This window comes from Alteromonas sp. HB246098, assembly GCF_054890645.1.
In genome coordinates this window covers 190,986-216,531 of sequence record NZ_JBTZUG010000007.1, presented here as the reverse complement: position 1 = coordinate 216,531, position 25,546 = coordinate 190,986, and the positions used below count along the sequence as shown (strand labels likewise).

The 25,546-nt window shown below is 45.2% G+C and carries 22 protein-coding genes; 8 read left to right on the top strand and 14 right to left on the bottom strand.

Translation table 11 applies throughout. The features are described from left to right. Positions 1-211: 211 nt before the first annotated feature. A complete protein-coding gene (locus ACYTPF_RS15480) occupies positions 212-1,378 on the top strand; it encodes a hydroxymethylglutaryl-CoA reductase (RefSeq protein WP_461852839.1) in 1,167 nt (388 codons plus the stop codon). A gap of 21 nt (positions 1,379-1,399) precedes the next feature. On the opposite strand, the gene ACYTPF_RS15475 is transcribed toward ACYTPF_RS15480, so the two are convergent. The 12 genes from ACYTPF_RS15475 to djlA form a co-directional block, all read right to left on the bottom strand. Next, positions 1,400-1,768, bottom strand: coding sequence for a YbaN family protein (locus tag ACYTPF_RS15475; protein ID WP_461852838.1), 369 nt, complete (start codon positions 1,766-1,768; stop codon positions 1,400-1,402). A gap of 301 nt (positions 1,769-2,069) precedes the next feature. Continuing rightward, positions 2,070-3,017 (bottom strand): nucleoside triphosphate pyrophosphohydrolase, encoded by a 948-nt coding sequence (mazG, locus tag ACYTPF_RS15470; RefSeq protein WP_461852837.1) that lies wholly within the window; start codon positions 3,015-3,017, stop codon positions 2,070-2,072. Then, positions 2,995-5,178: a GTP diphosphokinase gene (gene relA, locus ACYTPF_RS15465; RefSeq protein ID WP_461852836.1), complete on the bottom strand. Its 2,184-nt coding sequence runs from the start codon at positions 5,176-5,178 to the stop codon at positions 2,995-2,997. The genes mazG and relA overlap by 23 nt, the downstream gene beginning before the upstream one ends. 12 nt (positions 5,179-5,190) lie before the next feature. Continuing rightward, positions 5,191-6,651, bottom strand: coding sequence for a 23S rRNA (uracil(1939)-C(5))-methyltransferase RlmD (gene rlmD, locus ACYTPF_RS15460; protein WP_461852835.1), 1,461 nt, complete (start codon positions 6,649-6,651; stop codon positions 5,191-5,193). 130 nt (positions 6,652-6,781) lie between these two features. Then, positions 6,782-7,159, bottom strand: coding sequence for a holo-ACP synthase (gene acpS / locus ACYTPF_RS15455; protein ID WP_269917273.1), 378 nt, complete (start codon positions 7,157-7,159; stop codon positions 6,782-6,784). Between the two features lie 20 nt (positions 7,160-7,179). Further along, positions 7,180-7,917 carry a pyridoxine 5'-phosphate synthase gene (pdxJ, locus tag ACYTPF_RS15450; protein ID WP_461852834.1) on the bottom strand — a complete coding sequence of 246 codons (738 nt, stop codon included), beginning with the start codon at positions 7,915-7,917 and terminating at the stop codon, positions 7,180-7,182. A 264-nt stretch (positions 7,918-8,181) separates the two neighbouring features. Further along, positions 8,182-8,895 (bottom strand): DNA repair protein RecO, encoded by a 714-nt coding sequence (gene recO, locus ACYTPF_RS15445; protein WP_461852833.1) that lies wholly within the window; start codon positions 8,893-8,895, stop codon positions 8,182-8,184. Positions 8,896-8,982: 87 nt separating this feature from the next. Further along, the gene (locus tag ACYTPF_RS15440; protein ID WP_179982417.1) at positions 8,983-9,264 is read right to left on the bottom strand and encodes a hypothetical protein; all 282 of its coding nucleotides are present in this window, start codon (positions 9,262-9,264) and stop codon (positions 8,983-8,985) included. Between the two features lie 107 nt (positions 9,265-9,371). After that, positions 9,372-11,093 carry a single-stranded-DNA-specific exonuclease RecJ gene (gene recJ, locus ACYTPF_RS15435; RefSeq protein ID WP_179982416.1) on the bottom strand — a complete coding sequence of 574 codons (1,722 nt, stop codon included), beginning with the start codon at positions 11,091-11,093 and terminating at the stop codon, positions 9,372-9,374. A 250-nt stretch (positions 11,094-11,343) separates the two neighbouring features. Beyond that, on the bottom strand, positions 11,344-12,066 hold the full coding sequence (dsbC, locus tag ACYTPF_RS15430) for a bifunctional protein-disulfide isomerase/oxidoreductase DsbC (protein WP_179982415.1): 723 nt from the start codon (positions 12,064-12,066) through the stop codon (positions 11,344-11,346). Between the two features lie 383 nt (positions 12,067-12,449). After that, a complete protein-coding gene (gene xerD, locus ACYTPF_RS15425) occupies positions 12,450-13,376 on the bottom strand; it encodes a site-specific tyrosine recombinase XerD (protein ID WP_179982414.1) in 927 nt (308 codons plus the stop codon). Then, positions 13,377-14,246: a co-chaperone DjlA gene (djlA, locus tag ACYTPF_RS15420; RefSeq protein WP_179982413.1), complete on the bottom strand. Its 870-nt coding sequence runs from the start codon at positions 14,244-14,246 to the stop codon at positions 13,377-13,379. It lies immediately after the preceding gene. A gap of 407 nt (positions 14,247-14,653) precedes the next feature. Here djlA and lptD point away from each other — a divergent pair, with 407 nt between their 5' ends. From lptD to ACYTPF_RS15385, 7 genes are all read left to right on the top strand, one after another. Then, a complete protein-coding gene (gene lptD / locus ACYTPF_RS15415) occupies positions 14,654-16,912 on the top strand; it encodes an LPS assembly protein LptD (RefSeq protein WP_179982412.1) in 2,259 nt (752 codons plus the stop codon). Between the two features lie 53 nt (positions 16,913-16,965). Continuing rightward, a complete protein-coding gene (surA, locus tag ACYTPF_RS15410; protein ID WP_269475054.1) occupies positions 16,966-18,255 on the top strand; it encodes a peptidylprolyl isomerase SurA in 1,290 nt (429 codons plus the stop codon). A gap of 13 nt (positions 18,256-18,268) precedes the next feature. Next, complete coding sequence (gene pdxA / locus ACYTPF_RS15405) at positions 18,269-19,255, top strand: 4-hydroxythreonine-4-phosphate dehydrogenase PdxA (RefSeq protein WP_179982410.1); 987 nt, start codon at positions 18,269-18,271, stop codon at positions 19,253-19,255. After that, positions 19,252-20,079 (top strand): 16S rRNA (adenine(1518)-N(6)/adenine(1519)-N(6))-dimethyltransferase RsmA, encoded by an 828-nt coding sequence (gene rsmA, locus ACYTPF_RS15400; protein WP_179982409.1) that lies wholly within the window; start codon positions 19,252-19,254, stop codon positions 20,077-20,079. The genes pdxA and rsmA overlap by 4 nt, the downstream gene beginning before the upstream one ends. A gap of 8 nt (positions 20,080-20,087) precedes the next feature. Beyond that, positions 20,088-20,462, top strand: a complete 375-nt coding sequence (gene apaG / locus ACYTPF_RS15395) for a Co2+/Mg2+ efflux protein ApaG (protein ID WP_179982408.1) — start codon at positions 20,088-20,090, stop codon at positions 20,460-20,462. Positions 20,463-20,469: 7 nt separating this feature from the next. Continuing rightward, entirely contained in the window at positions 20,470-21,297 is an 828-nt protein-coding gene (locus tag ACYTPF_RS15390; protein WP_461852832.1) for a symmetrical bis(5'-nucleosyl)-tetraphosphatase, read from the top strand. Positions 21,298-21,580: 283 nt separating this feature from the next. Next, positions 21,581-23,605 (top strand): HAMP domain-containing methyl-accepting chemotaxis protein, encoded by a 2,025-nt coding sequence (locus ACYTPF_RS15385; RefSeq protein WP_461852831.1) that lies wholly within the window; start codon positions 21,581-21,583, stop codon positions 23,603-23,605. 76 nt (positions 23,606-23,681) lie between these two features. Here ACYTPF_RS15385 and lysC read toward each other — a convergent pair whose 3' ends face one another. Both lysC and ACYTPF_RS15375 read right to left on the bottom strand, forming a co-directional pair. Beyond that, positions 23,682-25,031: a lysine-sensitive aspartokinase 3 gene (gene lysC, locus ACYTPF_RS15380; protein WP_179982405.1), complete on the bottom strand. Its 1,350-nt coding sequence runs from the start codon at positions 25,029-25,031 to the stop codon at positions 23,682-23,684. A 58-nt stretch (positions 25,032-25,089) separates the two neighbouring features. Further along, positions 25,090-25,539, bottom strand: a complete 450-nt coding sequence (locus tag ACYTPF_RS15375; RefSeq protein WP_179982404.1) for a DUF192 domain-containing protein — start codon at positions 25,537-25,539, stop codon at positions 25,090-25,092. Between the last annotated feature and the right edge of the window lie 7 nt (positions 25,540-25,546).

The following is a 25,546-nucleotide window of genomic DNA, read 5'->3' as shown; positions in this document are numbered from 1 at the left end:
TAATCTGTCGTCACACTCACACTATTCCACCTCATGAAATCTTACATTCAAGGCATATAACTGCGCTATTCACTCCCCCTCTTTCCAAAACGATAGGACGTCATAATTGATGGGTAATTCTTTATAGGCTGCATTTATCTGTATGTATAAATTGTAAACAGTGTTCATCTGATACCAGCACTCCTATTATGAAGAAAAAAGGAGTGGCCGTATGCCGAAGATCCCGCGTTCATCAGATAACGACTATACCCATGATATGAGCCAGACCCGCCGCGAATTTATTTCGCGCGAAACCGGTACTAAACTCAATAATTTAGCTCACTATTCCATACCGCCCGACTCACTATCAGGAAATATCGAGAATTTCACTGGTGTTGCACAGGTACCTATTGGCTTTGCTGGCCCAATTTTGATAAATGGAGAGTACGCCAAAGGCGAATTCTATGTTCCGATGGCAACAACAGAAGGTACGCTAACAGCCAGCTACAGTAGAGGTATGCGTTTAACAAGAGAAGCAGGGGGCGTAACCACCACTGTTATTGACGATGCCATGCAGCGAGCACCTATGTTTGCGTTTTCTGATGCTCGAGAAGCCCTTGCATTTGGCAAATGGATCGAACAGAACTTCGATGCCATAAAGCTCGCCTGTGATGACACCACCAGCGTGGGGAAACTTAGAGATATAGAGCAATATGCCGCCTCTAAGCTTCGTTGGCTTAGATTCAACTTTACCTGTGGTGATGCGGCTGGGCAAAACATGGTAAGCAAAGCCACTAAAGCAGGCTGCGAGTGGATACAGGCAAACTATTCGGGCCCTATTGAGCACTTTGTGCTGGCAGCAAACCTTGATACCGATAAAAAGCACTCGCACTTAAACTCGCTGCATACCCGCGGAAAGCGCGTTGTCGCAGAAATCACCCTACCAAAGCAACTTATGACGGACATTATGCATTGCCCGCCTGAAGCCTTGTTTAAACAGCGTCAATATTCAAATATGGGCGCGATGATGGCCGGTAGCGTTAACAATGGTGCCCACTTCGCCAACGGCATCACCGCTATGTTCATCGCTTGTGGGCAAGATGTAGCTAATGTGGCTGAATCGTCGGCCGGGTTTACCTACGCTGAGATTACGCCAAATGGAGATTACTATTTCTCTGTTACGATTCCATCGTTAATTGTTGCTACGTACGGTGGCGGAACCGGCTTAGCTACACAAAACGAATGCTTAAGCGTACTTGGGTGTACAGAAAGAGGTAGCGTTAACAAGTTTGCCGAGATAGTTGCAGCGACAGTGCTATGTGGGGATCTATCTCTTGGTTCTGCTGTAGTTGCGGATGAATGGGTGAGCAGTCACGAGCGACTAGGTAGAAACCGATAAAGGCGCTCAACAGCAGGGATGCTATACAGCAGGGATATTGGGGCGCGTAACTACGAAATATGCGCCTATTCCCATAAACACTGCAATGCCTATGTAAGCGGGGATCGGCATGGATGCAAATAGACAAATAAGAATAAAACTTATCAGCATACTGCAACACGCTATGCATTTTACCTTTTTAGATATTGCACCGTGTTTACGCCACGCAACCAGACTAGGCCCATATTTGGGGTGTTGAATAAGCCAACTCTCAAGGCGCGGTGAAGATTTAGTGAAACAAAAAAGCGCGCCTATCAAAAATACCGTTGTCGGCATCACAGGTAAAAAAGCACCTACAATACCTAAACACGTTAAAAACAACCCTAACGATAAATACAGTATTTTTTTCATAAAACAGTTACGCCCAATCCAGTCCAACTCCGTGGTCAGTGTTGTTACTTAACACCGGCTAAGCACCATTCCAACGTGCTAGTTTTATACACAGATTATAGACAAAATGGATCTACATGCCCTTGTCGTAAATCAAACCTACTTATTAAACATATGACAAAATGGCAAAGTTTCCATCTACATTGGTCTAATTTTTTGACTTAACGCGTGATATATTTATATACAAGTAGTTCAACACCTTTGAGACAAACTAGACGTTGAATAATCGGCGACAGTGTTTTGAAATCGTAGTTAAAGCAAATCACTTAGCATGAGAAGATTGTTTAACCTGCTGCCACAGCGCTTCCATTTCATCTAAAGTCAATGCGTCAAGCTTCTCGCCCTGCTTTGCAGCTAAACGCTCTACACCTTTAAAACGGTTGGCAAACTTATTACTAGCATTGCGAAGCGCAGTATCAGCATCCACTTTGCAATGCCTTGCTAAATTAACCATGGCAAAAAGTGCATCGCCAATTTCTTCTTCAATCGCTTGTTGGTTGTCATGCATATCATTGCTTGAAGGCTTTTCGTCAGCACTGCTTGCAGATAGTAGGCGTTGCTTCGTATCCAGCTCTTGCTGAATCTCTTCCACTTCCTCACGCACTTTATCTATGACAGGTGCAGCATCAGGCCAATCAAACCCTACCTTTGCGCAGGCTTTCTGCAGCTTTTGCGCATACATGAGTGCCGGCATACCTCTAGGTACGCTATCTAGAATACTGGTTTCTGTTGCTTCGTCTTGCTTTAAACGCTGCTTTTTAAGTTGCTTTTCTTGGGCTTTTATTGCGTCCCACTGTGCATTCAAAGCGCTGTCGCTCAATGGCGTACGTTCTTTGTTTGTAACGCTTAACTCATCGCTTTTTACTTCATCGTCTGACTGTGCACCAAAGACATGAGGGTGACGGCGCACCAGCTTATCGCTAATGCTTTGCGCCACATCGTCAAAAGAGAATTCCTTCGATTCACTGGCGATCTGCGCGTAGAACACTACTTGAAACAGCAAGTCACCCAACTCATCTTTGATATCGTGCATATCACCAGCGGCAATAGCATCAGCCACTTCATAGGCTTCTTCTATGGTGTAGCGAGTTAGGCTTCCCATGGTTTGTTTCACATCCCATGGACAGCCAGATTGCGGGTCGCGCAGCTGCGTCATAATGTCTAGCAGCCGCTGCATTTCGCCAAGGCTAGCTTTGCTTGCGTTTTGCATCTGTCACGCCTTTAAGCTGTCGCAATTGAGTTAAGACTTTTGACACTCTCTCAAGATCATTAACCTCGATAGATATGGTAATAAGTGCCGTCTGCCTGTTTTTATCACTTAAGCTATTTACCCCTAAGAGCGGCACGTTTTCATTCGCCAACACCGTAGTAATGTCGCGCAACAGGCCGTTTCTATCGTGGCAAAATATATCAATGCCTGTCTCAAAACCCACTTTAAGCTCATGTGACCAATTCACTTCGATCTGGCGCTCAGGGTGCTGTGACAACAAGTTCTGCAGCTGACTGCAGCTTTCTTTATGAACGCTTACGCCACGGCCTTGCGTGATATAGCCTAAAATAGCTTCGCCGGGAACCGGCTTACAGCAGTTAGCCAGCTGACTCATTAAGTGCCCCACGCCCTGCACTACTACCGCGTCTTTTTTACCCGTGCCTGCCGCAGTTTTGCGTGTTTTTACCTTAGGGCTAATTTCAGGTTCGGGGGCTGGTGGCTCTTGCAAGTGATGAATAAAGTTAATCACTTGCATAACGCGCACATCACCGGCACCTACCGCAGTGTATAAGTCGTCAAGGGTTTGTAAATTAAACTTCTCAAACGCCTCATTAGGTACTTTAGCAGGCAAGTGGGCACGCTGAAGCTCCCGCTCTAGCAGCTCTTTACCGGCAGCAAGGTTTTTATCTCTGTCCTGCTTTTTAAAGAAGGAATGAATAGTGGCGCGGGCCCGTGACGAATGTACATAGCCAAGGCCTGGGTGCATCCAGTCGCGACTTGGGTTCGGCTCTTTCCCGGTTAATACTTCTATTTGGTCGCCACTTTGCAGTAAATAAGTGAAAGGCACGATTCGCCCATTCACTTTTGCGCCAATACAGCGATGGCCTACGTTACTGTGAATGTAGTAAGCAAAATCAAGCGGCGTAGCGCCTTGGGGAAGGTCAATAACGTCGCCTTTGGGTGTAAACACGTAAACCCTATCGTCAAACACCTGGCTGCGAAGCTCTTCAACCAAATCACCCGATTCCGCCACTTCTTCTTGCCATGCAAGTATGCGGCGAAGCCAGTTTATGCGCTCGTCATAGCCGGATTGTTTACCCGTACTGCCCTCTTTATATTTCCAGTGAGCAGCCACACCAAGTTCTGCGTCCTGATGCATTTTTTGGGTACGAATTTGAATCTCAACCGACTTTCCTTCAGGCCCCACAATCACCGTGTGAATAGACTGGTAACCGTTAGGTTTAGGGGTTGCGATATAATCGTCAAATTCGTTAGGTAAATGTTTATAACTTGCGTGAACGGTACCTAACGCTGCGTAGCAATCTTGTAGTCGCTCGGCAATAATACGTACTGCACGAATATCAAAAAGCTGCTCGAACGTAAGGCGCTTTTTCTGCATTTTTTTCCAAATGCTAAAAATATGCTTAGGGCGGCCGTATACGTCAGCGCGGATTTGTTCGCTATCAAGTAAGCCTTGCAAGTCGCCTACTATGGTCTCTATGTACTCGGCGCGCTCTCTGCGCTTGCCATCTAACTGCTTAGCGATTTGTTTGTAGGTGATGGGGTGTAAGTAACGAAACGCAAGATCTTCAAGTTCCCACTTTAACTGTCCGATACCCAACCGGTTTGCCAATGGTGCGTAAATACTCGCGCACTCGCGAGCCACCATAACACGGGTTTCTTCGTCGGCTTTTTTAACCTGTTGAAGTGCACAAATACGCTCGGCCATCTTAATAACAACGGCGCGTACGTCTTCTACCATCGCAAGGAGCATACGACGAATACTGTCTATGTGCTGCTCGTCTGATCTTTCAGCAAAGCCAGAGCCGTTCACTTTACGGGCATGTAACGACTTAATGGCATCCATTCGACGCACGCCAACGATAAGGTCTCGAATCTCCCCACCAAACTCATCAACAATATCTTCTTCACTTAAAGCGTGCTGTTCGCAATAAGGAAACACTAGGGCAGCCTGAAGCGTTGCATCATCCATATTAAGTTGACACAAAATCTCAACCATTTCCTGGCCAACCAATAGCCGCTCGGGAATGGAAGACACTGCACTTAGCTTATCTTTTGTTTCTGCACTCAGCTCAAGACTGTCTAGCCAAGCTTCAAAGGGGGGCCGGTCTGCTTCGTGGACCTTTCTTGTTGATACCATATCCTTTACTCGTTACTGCTGCTTTCGCGTAAACAAGGCCATCATTTCCATGTGATGGGTGAAGGGGAACATTTCTGCTACGCCCGCTTTTTCCATTTCATAACCTCCGTCTATCAACACTTTTGCGTCTCTAGAAAACGTACTTGGGTTGCAAGAAACATACACTATCGTTTTTGGTAGTGCTTTTACAAGCGCATGACAAACGGTCAATGCCCCTTCTCTTGAAGGATCAAGCAGTACCTTATCAAAGCCCTGCTGCAAAGAAGCCTCGACATTGGTCTTATCTGCCAAATCTAAATGCAGCCACTCAACATTGTTAATGCCCTGTCGCTGTGCATTGTCTTTTGCGCGGCGCACCATCTCTGCAACACCCTCTACCGCTTGTACCCTAGCACCTGACTTAGCAATAGGTAAGGTAAAATTGCCCAGGCCGCTAAACCAATCGGCTATACGTTCGTTGGGCTGTGGGTTTAGCCAGTCCATTGCTTGGTTAATCATTTTTTCGTTAACCACTTTGTTTATTTGAATAAAGTCGTTAGCACTTGGTGAAATAGAACAGTCATTTATCGTGGACATAACCAAATCAATGCCATGCCCTACACTGCGAATTTGCCCTTGTTTGTTCTCAAGCTTTAACTCTATTTTATCGGTATTGGCGAGAGAGTACTCGTTAACCAGTGCATTCACCGCATCAATAAGCTCTGCCTCAAGCGCTTTAATATGTTTAATAACAAGGTGCGAAGTGTTATCACCGGCAATTAGGCTTATATGCCCAATGTGTCGAGCTGACTCAAAACCTGTGAGCGAGTTTTGCAAAGGGCCAATGATATTAGATAAAGGGTCAACCAAAATTGGGCAGCTATCCACATTGGTTACTTTGTTGCTATTGGCTTCGCGAAAGCCTAGTTTAATTTGATTCGGGTTGCGGGCGTCGATAGCCAGTCTTGCTTTTCTGCGATATTGAGGTCGAGGCCCCACCAAAGGAGATTGCCAAACGCCTGCTTTCATTGCCAATTGACGCTCCATCATCACTTTAAGAGCGTTGTCTCTTTGCTCAAGGGCAGCATCCGGCTTTATGTGCTGTAGCTGACATCCACCACACGAATCAAACACAGGGCAGAAAGGCGCTTGCCTTGCCTCACTAGGTAATTGAATATTTGTCGCTTTGGCGTTAATGACTTTCTTTTTGCTTGATAGCACCTCAATGTCGCAGGTTTCTCCAACAAGGGCACCTTCAACAAACATTATGGGGTTGCCGCGTACTATCCCATGGCCCATCCAGTCGACATCTTCAATGGTCACCGTACTGGAATTTGCCTTCTTACTGGCTTGTGAGGCATTTTTAGTTTTTCCAAACCGAAGTCCTGCGACCTGTGCGTTGGCACTGGCATTACCTTTTTTTCCATTGCCACTTAGGCGGGAAGACGCTGTGCCTTTTTGTTTGCTGCGTGATTGTTTAAAAAGGTTTGCCAAGTGTGACTCCGGTAACTTGCTCTGCGTGGTTTGATATTTTTAGCGTTTTTTTTAAACGCAGCCCAGATAGGTGTCATCTACCTGGGCTACTTTCAATCTGCGTTTTAGTAGGCCGCGTTTTAGAAAATGATTAGGACTCTAGTATAACGGTGGCGACGGCATAATGCTGCTCGTCTGAAATACTGATCACGCTTCGGGTAATGCCCCTTGCCTCACACATAGCAGCAAATTCACCAGAAAAATGAAGTTCTGGCGCCCCTAGGTCGTTGTTACGTACCTCTATGTGTTGCCAACTAATCCCATTTCCAATACCCGTACCAAGGGCTTTCACCGCTGCTTCTTTCGCGGCAAAGCGTTTTGCTAAAAAGCGCACTGGTGTAGCGTGCTCACTAAACGTCTGCCACTCGGCAGGCGTAAGTACACGCTTAGCCAAACGTTCGTTAGCGCTCTCGCCTTTGCCAAGGCGAGCAATTTCTACAATGTCAGTACCTAGCCCTGCAATCGCCACGCTATATTTGCCCTTTTGAATTAAATGCCAGCGCGTGCTTCAAGCATCAGCTTTCGCATATCAGCCACTGCTGTGTGAAGTCCGTCGAACGCGGCGCGAGCGATGATAGCATGACCAATATTAAGTTCGATTAGCTGAGGAATCGCCGCTAAAGGTTTAACGTTGTGATAGTGCAAGCCGTGACCCGCATTCACTTTAAGTCCTAAACTGTCAGCATATTCAATACCTTCTACTAAGCGAGCCAGCTCTTTTTGCTGCTCATCTTCACTGGTGGCTTCTGCGTATTGACCAGTGTGAATTTCAATGTAAGGCGCGTTACATGCAGCCGCTGCATCAATCTGCGCTTTATCTGCGTCGATAAACAAAGACACTAGGATGTTGGCATTCGCAAGACGCTCGCACGCTGCTTTAATATTCTCAAAGTTGCCCGCTACGTCGAGACCACCTTCAGTGGTTAACTCTTCACGTTTTTCCGGTACTAGACAGCAAAAAACAGGTTTTACTTCTTCTGCAATGGCCAGCATTTCATCGGTTACTGCCATTTCTAGATTAAGTCGGGTGTTAATGGTTTGCGCTAAAATACGCACGTCGCGATCTTTAATATGACGGCGATCCTCTCGTAAGTGAACGGTAATGCCGTCTGCACCTGCACGCTCAGCAATGTCAGCAGCGTGCACTGGATCTGGATAATGTGTACCGCGCGCATTGCGAAGCGTTGCGATATGGTCGATGTTAACGCCTAATAGAATCGTGCTCATTTCACCACCTAACCTGTAAGAGCGAAAGAAGATGCCTGCTCTTCATGTTTAATACATTATTTAAAGGGCGCAAACACCCTTCCTTAGAAAGTGCAGATTGTAGCAAATTTTTTTATAGAAGGTGCTGTTTAAGCATTTGAGTTAAGAGAAAATAATCTAATGCCATTAGCCTTGATAGCAGTTCTTATCTAGTGCTAGACGCGTGAAGATAAGCACTATTATAAAAGGTGTTGCACCTCATTAGCGACTTTACATGCCAACGCACTAACGGGGTTTCTGCATAAATAGTTCGCGGCTTTTAAGCGGCTTATCGCCAATGAGTGGTTTAAGCAAGTCGCGACAAAGCACTTTAGCAACCTTCTTGCTAAGCGGGGTAAACTCCCCCTGCGACAAACTAAGCAACGCTTGCCCGGGAAAGCCTCGCATGCCCCTTATGCCGGCCATATCTTCGGGTATAGGCACAAAGCCCGCATCTATTTGAAAGCTATAGCTACCTGTTTCTTCTATTGGCAATTCGTATTCTACGTCAGTCGTGAAGTCGGGCAGTAACCCCATTTCATCAAGTAGTGCAAATTCGAACTGTCGCAAGGTCACTTCTATGTCGCTATTATCACGAAGGGACAGCAATGCATTTTCATAAGCGTTGTGAACGCCATCGCTAGCAAGCCCCGCTGGCATAACGCGGTTGGTTAGCTCGTTCACATACATGGCACAAAACAACGCTGTGCCTACTAGATTGATGGACGGAGCGACGCTTTCAACGTGCCTTAGGCTTTTTAACTCTGACTTTCCGCTTAACTGTAGGCGAAGGTGTTGAAAAGGTTGAAGCAGGCTCTTTTTATCTGATTTACTGTTTTTGACGCCCTTAGCTACCGCGCTAACACGCCCCTCTTCCAGGGTAAAAAAGTCAACAATATAGCTGGTCTCCCTGTAAGGGCGTCTATGCAGTACATAGGCATTTAACCATTCATTATTCATTGTTGTTCACTATTGTTTAGCACCGAATCGGTAGCTATTTAGGTGCAAGTTAAAAGGTTTATTTTAGCGGCAAGGGTATGTGACTTATTAGCTGCGTTTAATTCTTACCACTTTCATGGTTTCAAATTCAATGCCAGCCACATCTTCTACATGGCGATAATAAGTAACGTTTACTCGAGCCCCTTTTAAGCTTTGATATTGCTGTTTTCGCCGGTAAATAAAAGGGACATCAATGCCTTCAAGCATAATGGTGTGGCGTATCCAATCGCTGTCTTTTTCTTCACGCTGAACGTGAGAAATCACTTTAATATTGTCGGTTTGATTAAGCTGACTATGCTTTTCCACCAGTTTCTGTCGTTCGCTTTTCACCCTTGCCTCTTTTTTCTTATTTTTTAGCTCTTTAGTTCTTTAGCTCGTATCGCTTTTTGACTAGCTAGGTTTTAGAAGGCTCAATGCTGTACGTGAATCAACTTCGTTTAAACCGCTTCTATTTGCTCAATAATAAGCTGTACAGTTTCTTGCCCTCTGAAAACATTGATATCAAGGCGGTAAGCGATATGTACACGCTTTACCATGGCGTTAGGCCATGCTTTTAAATCAATGTTAAAAGCAATAGCGTCTACTTCACTGGCGCCATCACTTTTCAACACCATCTTAAGGTGCTTTTGTCCTACTAGTCGCTGATCGAGAAGCGTAAATTCTCCATCAAATAACGGTGATTCAAAACCCTGACCAAACGGACCTGCCTGGCGCAATAAATGCGCAAAAGGCAAACACAATTCTTCTGAAGATAAATCACCGTCAGAGAGCAGTGCATGATTGCCATCAAGCTTTTCCATATGGGTACGAGCAACGTCAACAAAAGCCTGCTCGAAGTCAGGAAGCTTGGCGACAGGCAAACTCAAACCAGCGGCCATGGCGTGTCCACCAAATTTCTCGATAACGCCAGGATAGCGTGTATTTACTTCATCAAGTACATCGCGAATGTGCACACCAGGAATGGAGCGCGCCGAGCCTTTAATCACAATATCGTCTTGATGAGCGAAAGCGATAACAGGTTTAAGATACTTCTCTTTTAGCCGGCCTGCCACAATACCAATCACGCCTTGGTGAAAGTCTTCGCGATAAACCACCAGTGCGCTTGGCATATCGCCTTCATCCAGTGCCATCTGCTCTAGTACAGTTTCGGCTTGTGCTTTCATGCCGGTTTCAATTTCGCGGCGTTCTTTGTTAAGCGCATCGAGCTCTGCCGCTATCATTCGCGCTTGAATGGTTTCATCTTCTAGTAAGCAAGCAATGCCTTGCGACATATCGTCTAAGCGACCGGCAGCATTAAGTCTGGGACCTACTACAAAGCCCAAGTCGGTGGAGGTTAGGTGCGCGCAATCGCGGTTTGCGACTTCAACTAGCGCTTTAATACCTGGTCGACACTTACCAGCACGGATACGCTGAAGACCTTGGTGAACTAAAATTCGGTTATTTTTATCTAAAACCACCACATCGGCCACGGTGCCAACAGCAACAATATCTAACAGGGAAGCTAAGTTGGGTGGTGCAATACCTACTTTCTCAAAATACCCTTGCTGCTGTAGCTCAGCTTTAAGCGCAAGCATGATATAAAAAGCCACACCCACGCCAGCTAAGTTTTTAGAGGGAAATTCACAGCCAGGTTGGTTAGGGTTCACTATCGCATCAGCTGGCGGTAATGTATCACCTGGCAAGTGGTGATCGGTCACCACAACCTGCATACCTAAAGATTTAGCATGGGTTACTCCGTCAATACAAGATATGCCGTTATCCACGGTTACAATAACCTCGGCACCTAGTTTCGCTGCCTCATCGACAATAGGTACGCTAAGCCCATAACCAAAATCAAAGCGATTAGGTACAAGGAAATCAACGTTGTGATAGCCCATAGCTCGAAGCGCCAGTATACATACCGATGTACTGGTAGCGCCATCGGCATCAAAATCGCCCACTATGATAACGCGCTTATTTTGCACAACGGCATTGGCAAGGATTTGCGCGGCTTGAGGCATCCCTTTTAATACATTGAAATGCGTAAGTCCTTTAAGGCCATTCTCCAAGTCATCCATATTCGCAATATTGCGACCGCGGTAAATTCTGTCGATAACAGGGTGTAAGTCGGAGCTTAACGAGGCGCCGGATACCTCGCGGCGAACAATAGGCAAAATCATGAAATACCACTAAACCAATACTGTGATTGCAGTTATCTTAAACACTTGATATTAAGAAAGTTTAGGCAAACTTAAATTGAATATATTCAATAAAGAATACACGTTTTCAAATAGAAGCTCTGCGCTAACTGCAAAGTGAAACCATACGAAAGAACGTAAGAAAAATAACGCTATGAATCATACCGCAGAAAACAAAAAAACGCACAATGCGTGCGTTTTTTTCATGTCAGTAACTAAAGAGTTTAAATGACTACTCTTCGCCTTCCAACGCTTTTGCGAGCAATGCGGCAGGCTGGTAACCAGGAATCAATGAACCATCAGGCAACACGATATTAGGCGTGCCGTTCACCCCTAGTTTTTGGCCTAGCATATATTGCTCTGCCACTTTGTTTTTGCAGCTAGCGCTTACCACATCGTTGCCAGCTTTAGCTTTTGTTAATGCGCTTTGCGGGTTTTCAGCACACCATACTGACACCATATCTTCATAGTTCTGGCTATTTAGCCCAGAACGTGGGAACGCTAGGTAATGAACCGTAATACCGGCATCGTTAAGCTCGTCAATTTCGTTATGAAATTTACGGCAGTAGCCGCAAGTGATGTCTGTGAACACGCTTATTTCGTGCTTTTCGTTTTTAGCTTTAAACGTAATAGACGACGATTCCATTGATGCAACGCCCTCTTTACGCAAGCCTGAAAGGGCCAGCTCTGTTTCGTTGCGCATTTCTTCATCAATGTTAAAAACACGAGCCTGAAGCAAGTATTGTCCGTTTTCACTTACATAAAACAAGCCGCGGTTTGTAGATACCTGAACCAAGCCAGATACAGGAGAATCGGCAATAGTTTCTACATCTAGCCCAAGCATTGACGTTAATTTATCGCGGATAGCGGCTTCGTCAGCAGCTTGCGCGCTCAACCCTAACAGAGAACCTGCCGCTACTACGCTGGCTAACAAAATTTTCTTTACTGCTTTCACTAAATACTCTCCATTTCGCCATTTAAGCTTGTTTGTACTCACTTGGCCTAGATTGCAGCTGCCTAAATATGTGCTTTCATCTTAAGGCAACCACTAAACATTTTCATACTCATTACTTTCAGACCGACGAACTTAGCAAAAAATTGCACTTTTCTCGCTAATTTTTTGATTATCTGTGCATTGCGCTGCAACAGAATGCTATTAAGTTAACCACGGGGTTAATAAACTACAACACCCCGGTATTGGCCTACTACGCTTAATCTAAAGTAATCCTTCATTTATATCCTATCACACCCCTTTTCGTTTAATACATGCATAAGCAGAGCCTCGTCGTACACAGAGCTCAGTTTGTAGCATTCTTGCTCAATGCATTTTTGTACTCGTTAGCCTCGGGGGTGATGACTATGAATAAGCGTCTGCAGTCGCTCTGTCGCTACATGGGTATAAATTTGGGTTGTAGATAAGTCGCTATGACCTAACAACATTTGTACTACTCGTAAATCTGCGCCGTGGTTTAACAGATGCGTAGCAAAAGCATGGCGTAATGTATGGGGGGATAAATGTTGTTCAATACCTGCTTTAACCGCATAGTACTTAATGCGATGCCAAAATGTTTGGCGCGTCATTTTTTGTCCGCGCTTACTTAAAAAAACCACGTCAGAGGTTTTTGTGGCAAGAATAGGCCGGGCGGTTTTTATATAGGTTAGTAACCATTCGATTGCATCTTCCCCAAGAGGTACTAAGCGCTCTTTGTTTCCTTTACCTACTACCCTTACCACGCCTTGTTGAAGGCTAACTTGGTCCATCGTTAACCCTATTAACTCACTCACACGCAGGCCCGTAGCATAGAGGACTTCAAGCATGCTTTTGTCTCGGCATTCAATTGGGTCGTCAGTTAAAGGGGCATTAAGTAAATCTTCAACCTGCTGCTCACTTAAAGAAGAAGGCAAGGCTTTTGGCGTTTTTGGGTTAGACAACGCAGAAACAGGGCTGTCTACGCGAATTTGTTTGCTTATAAGAAACACAAAAAAGGCGCGAATGGCGCTAAGCGCGCGTTGCGTACTGCGAGTGGACAGGCCTTTGTCATGGCGATAGGCAAGGTAATCTTGAAGCTGTTCGGTAGTCAGCACAGCAATATCCTTCACGCCTTGATTGTTGCTGTAAATGGCAAGCTTAGTGAGGTCGGTGCGATAGCTTTGCTGAGTATGTTCTGAAAGCCCTTTTTCGAGCCACAACATTTCAATAAAACCATCAATATGTGCCTGACTTGCCGCAGGCACATAGGTTAACTCACGTTCAATTTTTGCCATTTAGAAGCCACGCTTTTGCTTAATCAACTCGTAAGCTGACTGAATATCTTGCGCCTTCTTTTTGGCAATCTCCATCGCCTGTTCTGGCAAGCCTTTAGACACGAGTTTATCTGGATGATGTTCAGCCATGCGCTTTCTGTAAGCTCGCTTTATTACTTTCTCATCGTCAGATGCTGCTACGCCTAAAATGCGATAGGCATCATCTAAGCTTTGCTGTTCTGAGTAGGCCGATTGCTGACCACGGTGCCGCTGTCCTGCCCCCGAGTGAGCACGTTGCCCCGCACCTGAGTGTGCCCGTTGTCTGAATCGAATTTCAGCTTCATACATCGAAATAAGGTAATCTAAATCACGACGCCTAAAACCCAGAGGTTTCGCCACTTTTTCTAATACGTTGTATTCTTCTTGAGAAAGCTGACCGTCGGCAAACGCCGCTTGAATAAGAATTTCCAAGAATACTTGCAGAATATCCCGTCGACCGTGGCTGGCATCATAGAAGCCTTTTAACGTATCCACTAAAGGGAAGTCTCGTGCTTTGCCCTCTCTGAATGCATCCTGTGCTTCTCGGCGGGCATCACCTGTCAGGCGCATTTCGTCCATTAACGCTGTAGCAATTTGAATCTCTCTATCAGTTACCTTGCCGTCAGACTTAGCAAGATGACCTAATGCACTAAACAAGCTATGAAAGAAAATGGCTTGCTGCTTTAAATTGTCCTGATCAGTAAAAAAGCGCCCAAAGCCACCTAGTTGATTAAAGTCTTGGCGATAGGCTTTATCAAAAAAGTGTCCGACTACCAGCCCTAGGATCGCGCCTGGTATTTTCAAAAACATAAAGCCGAACAAGGCGCCGAGGATTTTTCCCCAAATTGACATCGCGTCATTCTCCATTGGTGCACTGTTTAAAAAGTTGATGTTACTGTCGTTAATTCACGCCGTGCAAAGCGCGTTAATCATCATATCAAATACATAAGTTAATTAACTAGGGCTTAAGCAGAGCGAAATCAAGCTTACTGCCGCTAATTACCGCTGTCTTTGTTGTGTTGTGCATATAAAAGTGTATTTTTTTACCTGAATGGTTGGTAATTGCGACAGAAGCGCTTAGAATTGAGCGCTTGTATAAAATAGTAATAGCTAGTGAGCCCCAAGCTTTTCTAAGGTAAAAGCAGCAAAGGGCGCTTGATCACTGGTTTTTTTAATCGTTATGTCGAACTAACCGAGACGCAAGTCGTCTTACTTGGGTTTAAAAGCAACATACAACAAAACAGGCCACCCATTTACGCATGAAAAACACCTGCGCCATGCTTGTTTCCGCGACTCTTTTGCCTACGGTCGCGTTTGCACAGGAAACGACAGCTTCAAATTCTCAATCAAACTCAGATGCAGCCCCTCTTGCATTCTGCTCAGTCGAACCTGTTACTTTTAGTAGCCAAGCATTGATGCCTAAGGGCCATGTTAAAGTTGAAGCTAATCGTACAGAAATCATTCAAGACACTGTAGCTCTGTTTTCTGGCAATGTAGACATAACGTCAGACACCGCGATAATCAGTGCCTCGCAGGCACAAGTTAATGGAACCGGTAGTGGGCGCGACCTTATTGCAAAAGGCGATGTAACCTACCAAGATGCGCAACTAAAAGTGGAAAGCGATGCGGTAACCTTGCGTTCTGAAGAAGAGCGCTTGGAGATGCAAAATACCCGCTATAAGCTGACTGGGTTTGTAGGACAAGGTGCAGCCGAAGATATTCTGTTAGATACAGATACCGGCATAGTTCTAAAGGAAGTAAGTTTCTCTACTTGCCCAGAGGGTGATGAAGACTGGATGATTCGCGCCAGCGAAATCAGCTTGGAAAAAGGGACGGTATGGGGTCAGGCCAAACACACCAGGTTCTACATTGCCGATGTTCCAGTATTTTACTTGCCTTATTTTGCGTTTCCAGTAAGTAATGAGCGACAAACCGGCTTGTTATTTCCCGAGCTGACGAGTTCTAGTCGAACTGGCGTAGACTACACTCAGCCTTTTTACTGGAATATTGCGCCTAACTACGACATGACTATATCTCCCCGATTAATGTCATTGCGCGGTCTTCAGCTAAATACCGAGTTTCGTTACCTAACAGAACGCAGTCAAGGTACAGCCTACGTTGAATATCTACCAAGTGATTCGGATATTTCAGGTAACCCAGACCGATATTTTTATCGCCTTGAACACCAAGGGTTAATTGCTGATAACTGGCTGCTCAATATTGATTTCAACGGCCTAAGTGACGATAACTACATAGTAGACCTTGGGTCAGACTACTACAGCCGCTCTGATACCCATCTATACCGAAATATTGGTTTAAGTTACTACTCTCAGAACCTTTCAGTCAGTATGCAGGTTAAAGATTTCGAAGTATTAGGTGATACTGCTGACAGCTATCGCGCTGTTCCAGAAATTAAAGTTAACTACAACAAAGCACTAGGCGAATACTTTGAGTTTAACCTTGACTCAGAAGTCGCTCATTTCGACAACACGTTAGATACTGCGCCAACCGCAACGCGATTCCACATTGCGCCAACGCTTGCTGTACCGGTTCGCGCGGCGTGGGGTGAAGTCGTTGCCGAAACCACAGTTTTTCAAACTGTATATCAGCAAGACAATGTGGAAGGAACCGATTTAGAAGAAGATGTAGAGCGTACCCTTGGTCAGGCTCGTCTTTACGGTGCACTATACTTCGAAAGAGATACATCTTGGTTTAGTGACGATATGTCGATGACCCTTGAACCTAAAATTCAGTATCTTTACACGTCTTATGAAGATCAAACTGCAATCGGCTTTTATGACTCAACACCGCTGTTGACCGATGTTGAAGGCTTGTTTCGAGGCCAAGAGTTTACTGGCCTTGATAGAATTAGCGACAACAACCAGATTACCCTTGGTGCTACCACACGCATGTTAGATAAAAACAATCGGGAACAATTCGTTCTTAGTGTGGGTCAGATATTCTACCTTGAAGATAACAAAGTGGTTGCGGCAACTAAAAATCAAGATCGTTCAGCCCTTGCCGCTGAGGTAGATTGGCGCTTTAACCAAAATTGGTTTTTCCATTCTGATGTGCAGGTCACCACTGATACAGACAAAGTTGACCTGAGCAGCGTGGGCATTGAATACCGTAAAGATGACGCGCGCTTTATTCAATTAAGTCATCGCTACGTTCGCGACCTTAGTGGTGAAACCATTAATCAAATTGGTGTTTCAGCAAGCTGGCCAATTTCTGAGAATTGGCAGTGGGTTGGACGTACTTATCGAGATTTAGAGCGCAATCGAAGTGTGGAAACCTACGCAGGTATTCAATATGAGTCGTGCTGCTGGGCAGTTCGACTTGTTGCTCAGCGCAGTTTGAACAACCGCTACAACGACAGTGGCGTCCAAACAACGGATGATTTTGACTCTGGTGTTTCGCTACAGTTTATCTTCAAAGGCATTGGTTCGTCGGGAACCCAAAGAAGCATGCTTGAAGACGGTATGTTTGGCTATCGCCAGCCTTATAGTTTAAATTAACCCGCAGTTGAGCGCTCAGCAGCGCTTGAAAGCAATTAACCAATAATAAAAGAGTGTGTATGAAGTTCATTATCCGTGCATTGATGTTAGGTGCCCTACTCTCGTTTAATAGCGTGGCACAAGAAGTAATGCTTGACCGCGTTGCTGTAATTGTTGACCAAGGCGTTATACTTGAGAGTGAAATTAAAGCCCTCGTACAAGACGTTAAGCGCAACGCTGAAGCTAACAACCAACAGCTACCTTCAGACCGTGCGCTTCGTACACAGGCTATTGAGCGTTTAATTACGAAGAGCCTTCAGCTACAAATGGCTGAGCGTATGGGTATTCGTATCAGTGACCCTCAACTTGAGCAAACCATTGGTAATATTGCGGCCAATCAAAATGCGACCGTTGAACAACTTCGCGCCCAATTAGCCGCTGAAGGCATTGCATACGATGACTATCGCGAAGATATTCGTGAAGAAATCATTATGGGTGAAGTGCGCCGCGCAAACGTACGCCGCCGCGTTTATATCACGCCTCAAGAAATAGATACGCTGATAGAAATAATGGAGCAACAGGGTGCAACGCAGGCAGAATACCGTTTAGGTCATATCCTTATTGGCTTTCCACCTGAACCAACAGACGAAGACATTCAGGCAGCACGTGACCGCGCAGATAAAGTTATCTCACTATTAGAGTCGGGCTCTGATTTTGCTAAAATTGCCATTGCTTCATCATCCGGTAACGAAGCATTAGAAGGTGGTGATATGGGCTGGCTGAATATTAATGCTATGCCAACACTCTTCGCTGAAGCAATTCAAGATAAAGATAAAGATGCGCTTGTTGGTCCTATCCGAAGCGGCGCAGGCTTTCACATTCTAAAAGTACTAGATACTCGCGGTATTGAGAAAGTTACCGTTGAAGAAGTTAACTCGCGCCATATTCTGGTTAAGCCATCAATTATTTTAAGCGAAGAAAAAGCAAAACAGATGCTAGTGCGCTTTAAAGAAGAATTGAAAAACGGTGAGGCGGACTTTGCAGAGTTAGCAAAAGAGTATTCGGAAGACCCGGGCTCGGCCCTTCGCGGTGGAGAATTAGGTTGGTCTGACCCAGGTAACTATGTACCTGAGTTTAAAGAAGCATTATCACAGCTTGAACCTGGCGAATACAGCGACCCAGTGCGCACGGTTCACGGCTGGCACTTAATTCAACTTAACGACCGTCGCATGGATGACGCAACGGATAAACGCAAAGAAGAGAAAGCTTCTCAGCTCATCTTCAATCGTAAATTTTCAGAAGAAACCGAGAACTGGTTACGTGAGATGCGTGATGCCGCTTACGTCGAAGTTGTCGAATCTTAATAATAAGTTATTCATGAGCACACCAATTAAAATAGCAATAACGCCGGGAGAACCGGCAGGTATCGGGCCAGATTTGATCATTAAACTGGCCCAGGAAACATGGCAAGCCCAGCTTGTCGTGTTTGCCGATGGCGACATGCTAAAAGCACGAGCAAGCGCCTTAGGGCTTCCGTTGACACTAATCGATTACGATGCAAATAACCCGCAGATACAAGATGCGGGTTCGTTGTTTATAAAGCAGATAGACAAAACTGCTGATGTTATCCCCGGAACGCTTGATAGTGAGAACGGGCTTTATGTAGTCGAAACTTTACGCCAAGCGTGCCAGGCCAATATGGACGGTGACTTTGACGCTGTTGTAACTGGCCCGGTACATAAAGGTATCATTAACAAAGCAGGGGTGTCCTTCAGCGGACATACTGAGTTTTTCGCTTACCAGTCTAATACCATTGATGTGGTTATGCTGTTAGCTACAGAAGGTTTAAATGTAGCGCTAGCTACGACTCACATCCCTCTCGAATACGTGGCAAAAGCGATAACCCGCGAGCGCCTACACAAAGTTATACATATTATAAACACTGACCTGAAGCTAAAGTTTGGCATCAATGAGCCCCACATTTACGTATGCGGATTAAACCCGCACGCGGGTGAAGATGGCCATATTGGTACTGAAGAAATTCACACTATTGTTCCAGCGTTGAATGAACTAAGAGACGAAGGCCTTAAGATCACCGGCCCCCTGCCTGCTGACACCATATTTCAGCCTAAATACCTAGAAAATGCCGACGTTGTGCTAGCTATGTATCACGACCAAGGCTTACCCGTGCTAAAATACAAGGGTTTTGGGGCGTCAGTGAATATCACATTAGGATTACCTTTTGTTCGCACTTCAGTTGATCACGGTACTGCATTAGATTTAGCAGGTACTGGTGAAGCCGACGCCGGTAGTTTCAGAAAAGCATTGGAAAAAGCCATTGAGCTTGCACATCATCAACAATGAGTAAAACACATTTAGGCCATACGGCCAGAAAGCGATTCGGGCAGAACTTCCTACACGATGACTACGTGATAGGTAAAATTGTTGCAGCCATCGCGCCAAAAAATGAGCAAAACCTGGTGGAAATTGGGCCGGGTTTAGGCGCATTAACAGACCCTGTTTGTGAAGAAGTTGACGCATTAACGGTTATTGAACTTGACCGCGACCTTGCCAAACGACTGCGACATCACCCCTTTAACGGCGAAAAACTAACCGTTATTGAACAAGACGCGATGACGATGGATTTCGGCGCACTATGCAAAGAAATGCCAGTAAAAGACAAGAAGCTTCGTGTATTTGGTAACTTGCCTTACAACATTTCAACGCCGCTAATGTTCCACCTTTTTGATCATGCTCAATGCATTGAAGACATGCACTTTATGCTTCAAAAAGAAGTGGTTAATAGGCTAGCAGCGGGCCCTGGCTCTAAGAACTACGGCAGGCTTTCTGTTATGGCCCAGTATTATTGCCACGTGATCCCTGTTTTGAATGTTCCGCCAGGTGCCTTCAAGCCACCTCCGAAAGTAGACTCGGCTGTTGTAAAACTAGTTCCGCATCAAGCTCCACCCGTTGATGTTGAATCAGTAAACACGCTTGAGCGCGTTTGTGCACAGGCTTTTAATCAACGCCGAAAAACTATTCGTAACTCACTGAAAGACAGCTTAAGTGAGGAAGAAATCCGTGAGTTAGGGATAGATCCAACTTCTCGCGCAGAAGTGCTATCGCTTAACGACTTTGCCACTATAGCTAACGCTGTATCGGCAAAAGAGCACCAACAAGAGCAGTAAGTTCCTCTATGGATGTACTTGATATAAAGGTGCGGGTGAAAACCCGTCACCTTCCTGAGCACCTTCCCTCAGATTCCAAGCAATTTGCTTTCGCCTACCACATTACTATTGAAAACAATAGTGAGCATACCGTACAACTGCTTAGTCGCTACTGGAAGATAACCGACGCTAACGGTAAAACGTCAGAAGTAGAAGGTGATGGAGTGGTAGGAAAACAGCCTATAATGAAAGCGGGTGAACATTTTGACTATACGAGCGGCGCAGTCATTGACACACCAGTTGGCAATATGGAAGGCTATTATGTAATGGAACTAGAAAGCGGCGAGCGCTTCCGCGTTCCTATAAACGTATTTCGCCTAGCTATTCCAAGCATTCTTCATTAAGGGTTTTATGTCTAAAGGTAATACCTACGTCATTGGCGATATTCAAGGCTGTTATGACGGCCTTCGCCGCGTATTGGATAAAGTAAAATTTGACGAGACAAACGACAAGCTGTTTGCTGTCGGCGATTTGGTTGCAAGAGGAGAAGATTCGCTAAGCACATTGCGTTTTCTGAAATCTCTTGGCAGCCAATTTAGTAGTGTTTTGGGAAACCACGATCTTCACTTACTTGCTGTTGTAAACGGTATTCGCAAAGCGAAAAAGTCAGACAAATTAGAGCCACTACTTAATGCGGCAGATTTAACAGAACTTGTCGACTGGTTGAGGCAGTTCCCGCTGGCAGCGAAGTTAGACGAACAATCAATAATGGTTCACGCTGGTCTTTATCCTCAATGGTCTATCGATGAGTGCGTTTCACTTAGTAATGAAGTTAGCAACATCCTCAAGTCCGATGATTACGCCACTTTTCTTTCAAAGATGTACGGTAATACACCCGACAAGTGGTCAGATAAACTTGAGGACGACGAGCGACTGCGCTTTATTGTAAATGCGTGTACGCGCATGCGGTTTGTTCATACAGATGGCACCCTCGACTTTGACAACAAGTCTCATCCTAGTACAGTTTCTAATACTGCTAATAGCACCTTAAAGCCTTGGTTTGAAGTAGAAAATACAAAGCTCACAACTAGCCAGCGAGTAATTTTCGGACACTGGGCCGCCCTATCAGGTCATACAAATAACTCACAATTTGTTGGTTTAGATACTGGCTACGTGTGGGGGCAAAGTATGACGCTGTTGAATTTAGATACCTCAGCTTTGATTAGCGTTACAGCATAGAATCATTATTGTATACACGCCTATAGATACGAAACTTATCTGAGAAAGAACCCGCTTTTCCCGGCTTAACTGGTTGTACCAGTAATAACAATTAGACTTAAGTGCTAAATAAAATAAACATTAAGTCTTTGTAGCCGATACACTTACTTGTAAAAGTAACGATGATGTTTCGTTACCTGCTCAGCATTCAAGCAAGCGTCACTTTATAAGTGCTATATTTTGTTAGCTGAGGCGGGTAATATCGTTAGGGATAAAAATAAAAAACACTCATCCAGGAGTTCCGATGAAAATAACGGTAGCCACACGCGTAATCGGGGGATTTGTAGCGATTAGCGCACTTCTAATCGTTATAAGTGTTGTCTCACTTTATAACCTCAATTCCATAGGCTCTGCAACAGAGGAAGTAAATGACGTTGCTTTGCCCACGGTAGCAGGCAGTAATGCACTTAAAGCAAGCTTCCTAAATATGGGTCGACTTACCTTCGAAAGCTATATCGAAGAAGATTTAAGTGATCTTAAGGACAAAAGAGCGTCATTCGACTTTGCCAAAGATACCTTTGAAAACGAGTACAATAAGCTAGCGCAGGCCGTTAGTAATGAGCCAGAGCTTAGAAACACGCTAAACAGTGTTCGCGAATCTTATGATGCGTATATCACTAATGTTGAGGCTATGTACAAAAATCACCAAATGTACCTCGATTTGCGCAACAATATACAAGACAAACTAGGTGATGCTGAAGATAACGCAGACGATGCCTCTACCTACCTCCTGGATTTTTCAGACCTAGACGCGGTTCAGCGCGATCCTAACCTCAGACGTGCTGCTGAGATTGGTGGTCAACTTGAAACTTCGCTTCTTTCGCTACTTACTGTTTCTTACGAATATATCAAAACCGAAACGCTAGTGCGTTCACAGACACTTGGCAACGAGGTTGACCTTGTAGTTGAAAAAGTAGTTACCCAGCTAAGCGAAATGGTTGAAGCAGCGGGCGGTCGTGATGACTCAGGTACACTTGATGATATTAACGACTTAGTAAATGACGCCATCAACGCCATAAAAGCTAACGACGGCGTAGTGCAGCTTCATGTGGATCGTTTAGAGCGCAGAAACGATGCGGAAAAAGCACTTAATGCATCAGATTCAAATATCGCACAGGGTGTTGTGGCACTTGAAAACCTGCTGAATCTTGCTGATAAGAAAGCATCTCATATAGAAAATCAGGTGAACGGTGCCATTACAACAGGTAACACCTTTGTTATTGTTGTTGTTCTCATCTCTATTGCCGTAGCAGCCTTCATTGGCTACGTAACCGTTCGTGCTATTACACGCCCGCTTTATCGCGTAAACGAACTACTTACTGTTGCTTCATCGGGTGACCTTACTCATCGCCTAGACGATTCAGCGCAAGACGAGTTTGGTCTCTTAGCACGAAACTGTAATACCCTCATTGGAAACCTTAAGGAACTTATCACCGCCATAAATGTTCGCGCTGAACAGCTAGCTGCGGCGTCGGAACAGACATCAGCCGTGACGGCACAAACCACACATTCTATTCAGGATCAGAAATCACAAATTGGCCAAGTCGCGACGGCGACAACAGAAATGCACTCAACGTCGCAGCTTGTTGTACAAAATGCCGAAGACACGCTTAGCCAAATTCGTCATGCTGATGCCGAAGCAGAAAATGTTCGCCAGATCTCGCTGGAAAACAAAAACACTATTGAAATCTTGTCTCGGGATGTTCAAGAAGCAGCCGACGTTATTAATAAGCTTCACCAAGATAGCGCAAGCATTGGTGGCATTCTTGACGTTATTCGCGGTGTTGCCGACCAAACTAACTTACTTGCATTGAACGCCGCTATCGAAGCTGCTCGTGCCGGTGAGCAAGGCCGAGGCTTTGCGGTCGTTGCAGATGAAGTAAGAACCCTTGCGAGTCGCACACAGGAGTCGACACAAGAAATCAATGCCATGATTGAAGTTCTTCAAGCTGGTGCTGAAAAAGCGGTGTCTGTGATGGACCAAGGTAAAGAGCAGACCGCGGCTTGTGTTGCACAAACCGAAAAAGCCACGCAGGCGCTAGATATCATTACCGATGCAGTTCATAAGGCCCATGATGTTAGCTCTCAAATTGAGCAGTCAGCCCGTGAACAAAATACCGTATCGCAAGAAATCAGTGAAAAACTTGAAACCATTGTAGGCATTGCTGAAGAGACGACAGCGGGTGCACAGCAGACCTCTGAATCTAGCCATGAAGTGGCACGTCTTGCCGAAGAGCTACAGCAGTCTATCAGGCAGTTTAAGGTTTAATTTCTGGAGAGTAATACAAACAAAAACGGTCGCCTTGAGGCGACCGTTTTTTTTACGCTTTACGCAAATCTAGTCCTTATTCAAACAATGCCGAATGCAGCTTGCGAACCACGTCATCACTGTCGGTCTCGTTAACCAAAAACGATAGGTTGTGCGGGTTAGCGCCAAAGCAAATCATGCGTAAGTTAAAATCAGATACCGCAGATAGAATCTTACTTGAAACCCCAATAGCCGTTTGCATGTTGTTTCCTACAACGGTGACAAGGTCGTAACCTTTTTCTACTTTAACGTCACAGATGGTTTCAAGTTCGGCAATGGTCTCTTTATTCAAACGCTGAGCTACAGAGTTCGCGGGGTTATCAAGGGTAAAAGATACCGAGATTTCTGAAGTGGTGACCAAATCGACACTCAGCTTATGCTTAGCGATGATAGCAAATACCTGCTGTAGGAAACCTTGCGCGTACATCATCTTTGGAGTTTTCACTGTCACCATTACTTGCTCTTTACGGCGAGTAATCGCACGGTACGGAGGCTCGTGCTCACAATCACGCACAATCCATGTTCCGCCCTTTTCTGGCTCTTTGCTTGAACCTACAAACACTTTAATGTCTTTGCGAAGCGCAGGCTCCATAGTGGCAGGGTGTAGTACCTTGGCACCAAAAGTAGCCATTTCCGCGGCTTCTTCAAAGCTGAGCTCAGGTAACGGATGGGCAGCAGGAGTAATGCGCGGATCAGTTGTGTACACCCCAGTTACATCAGTCCAAATCTCGCACGATTCGGCATCAAGCGCTTCTGCAAGTAGTGCAGCCGTAAAATCAGAGCCACCACGACCAAGGGTTGTTGTACGGCCTTCTTCATCTGCACCAACAAAACCTTGTGTAACTACAATCGCATCTTTGATTTCGGGCGCGAGCAGCTGCTTAGCAAGTTTTTCAATCTCTTCTATTTGAGGCGCGCCTTCACCGAATTCGCTGTCAGTACGAAGTACTTTGCGAACGTCAAAGTTCATGGTTTTCACGCCTTGCTCCGCAAGCACTGATGAGAACATCAATGATGACATTCGCTCACCCATAGAAAGCAGCTGATCTTTTAAATCATCGCGGTGAAGGATTTCTTCGTGAAAGGCTAAGCTGCGCATTTCTTCTAGCAAATCGTTGAGTTTAGGCTCTACTGCATCTTTATCATCAAGCTTATTTAGAATAGCGTGTTCTATATCCACAATGGCTTGGCAGGTTTCTTCAATTTGCTGTTGCGTCATTGGTGTATGAGCTAGGCTTACAAGGTGATTTGTTACCCCAGCTGAAGCACTCACTACCACAATGCGTGTTTTTTCATTACCGGCAACAATTCGGGCGCAGTTTTGCATTACTTCGTAATTCGCTACGCTAGTTCCACCGAACTTAGCTATCGATAAGGCATTTGTCACTATATTTAACTCCAGAATAAAACTAGCTTTTCGCTAGCAGCAACCGCGCTTTACGCGGTTAATCAATCGTTATTTGGTCGCCTACTTTTATATTATTCTCGGCAAACCACCCTTGGTTCATTTCCAACGCGTAAAGTACCTCTTTCGATGATCCGACCGACTCCAAACTATGGGGTGTGAGAGGTTTTATATCCGTTATTACGCCATTTCTGTCGATAAATGCTACGTCTAGGGGAACAAAGGTGTTTTTCATCCACATGCCCGCAAATTTGGGGCTAGAAAACTTAAAAAACATACCGCAGTCTTCGCACAAGGCTTTGCGAAACATAAGGCCCTGCGCGCGTTGCTCAAAGGTATTGGCATACTCAACTTCATAGTGCTTGCCACCTATCTCCAGTGTAATAGATTCGAAGTCCACTGAATTCAGTGACGATACAGGGTCTACCTGCGCTTTTGCACACCCTAAGGTTAATACAAGTGCAGCAACAATAAAGAAAGATTTTCCCATTAGACAT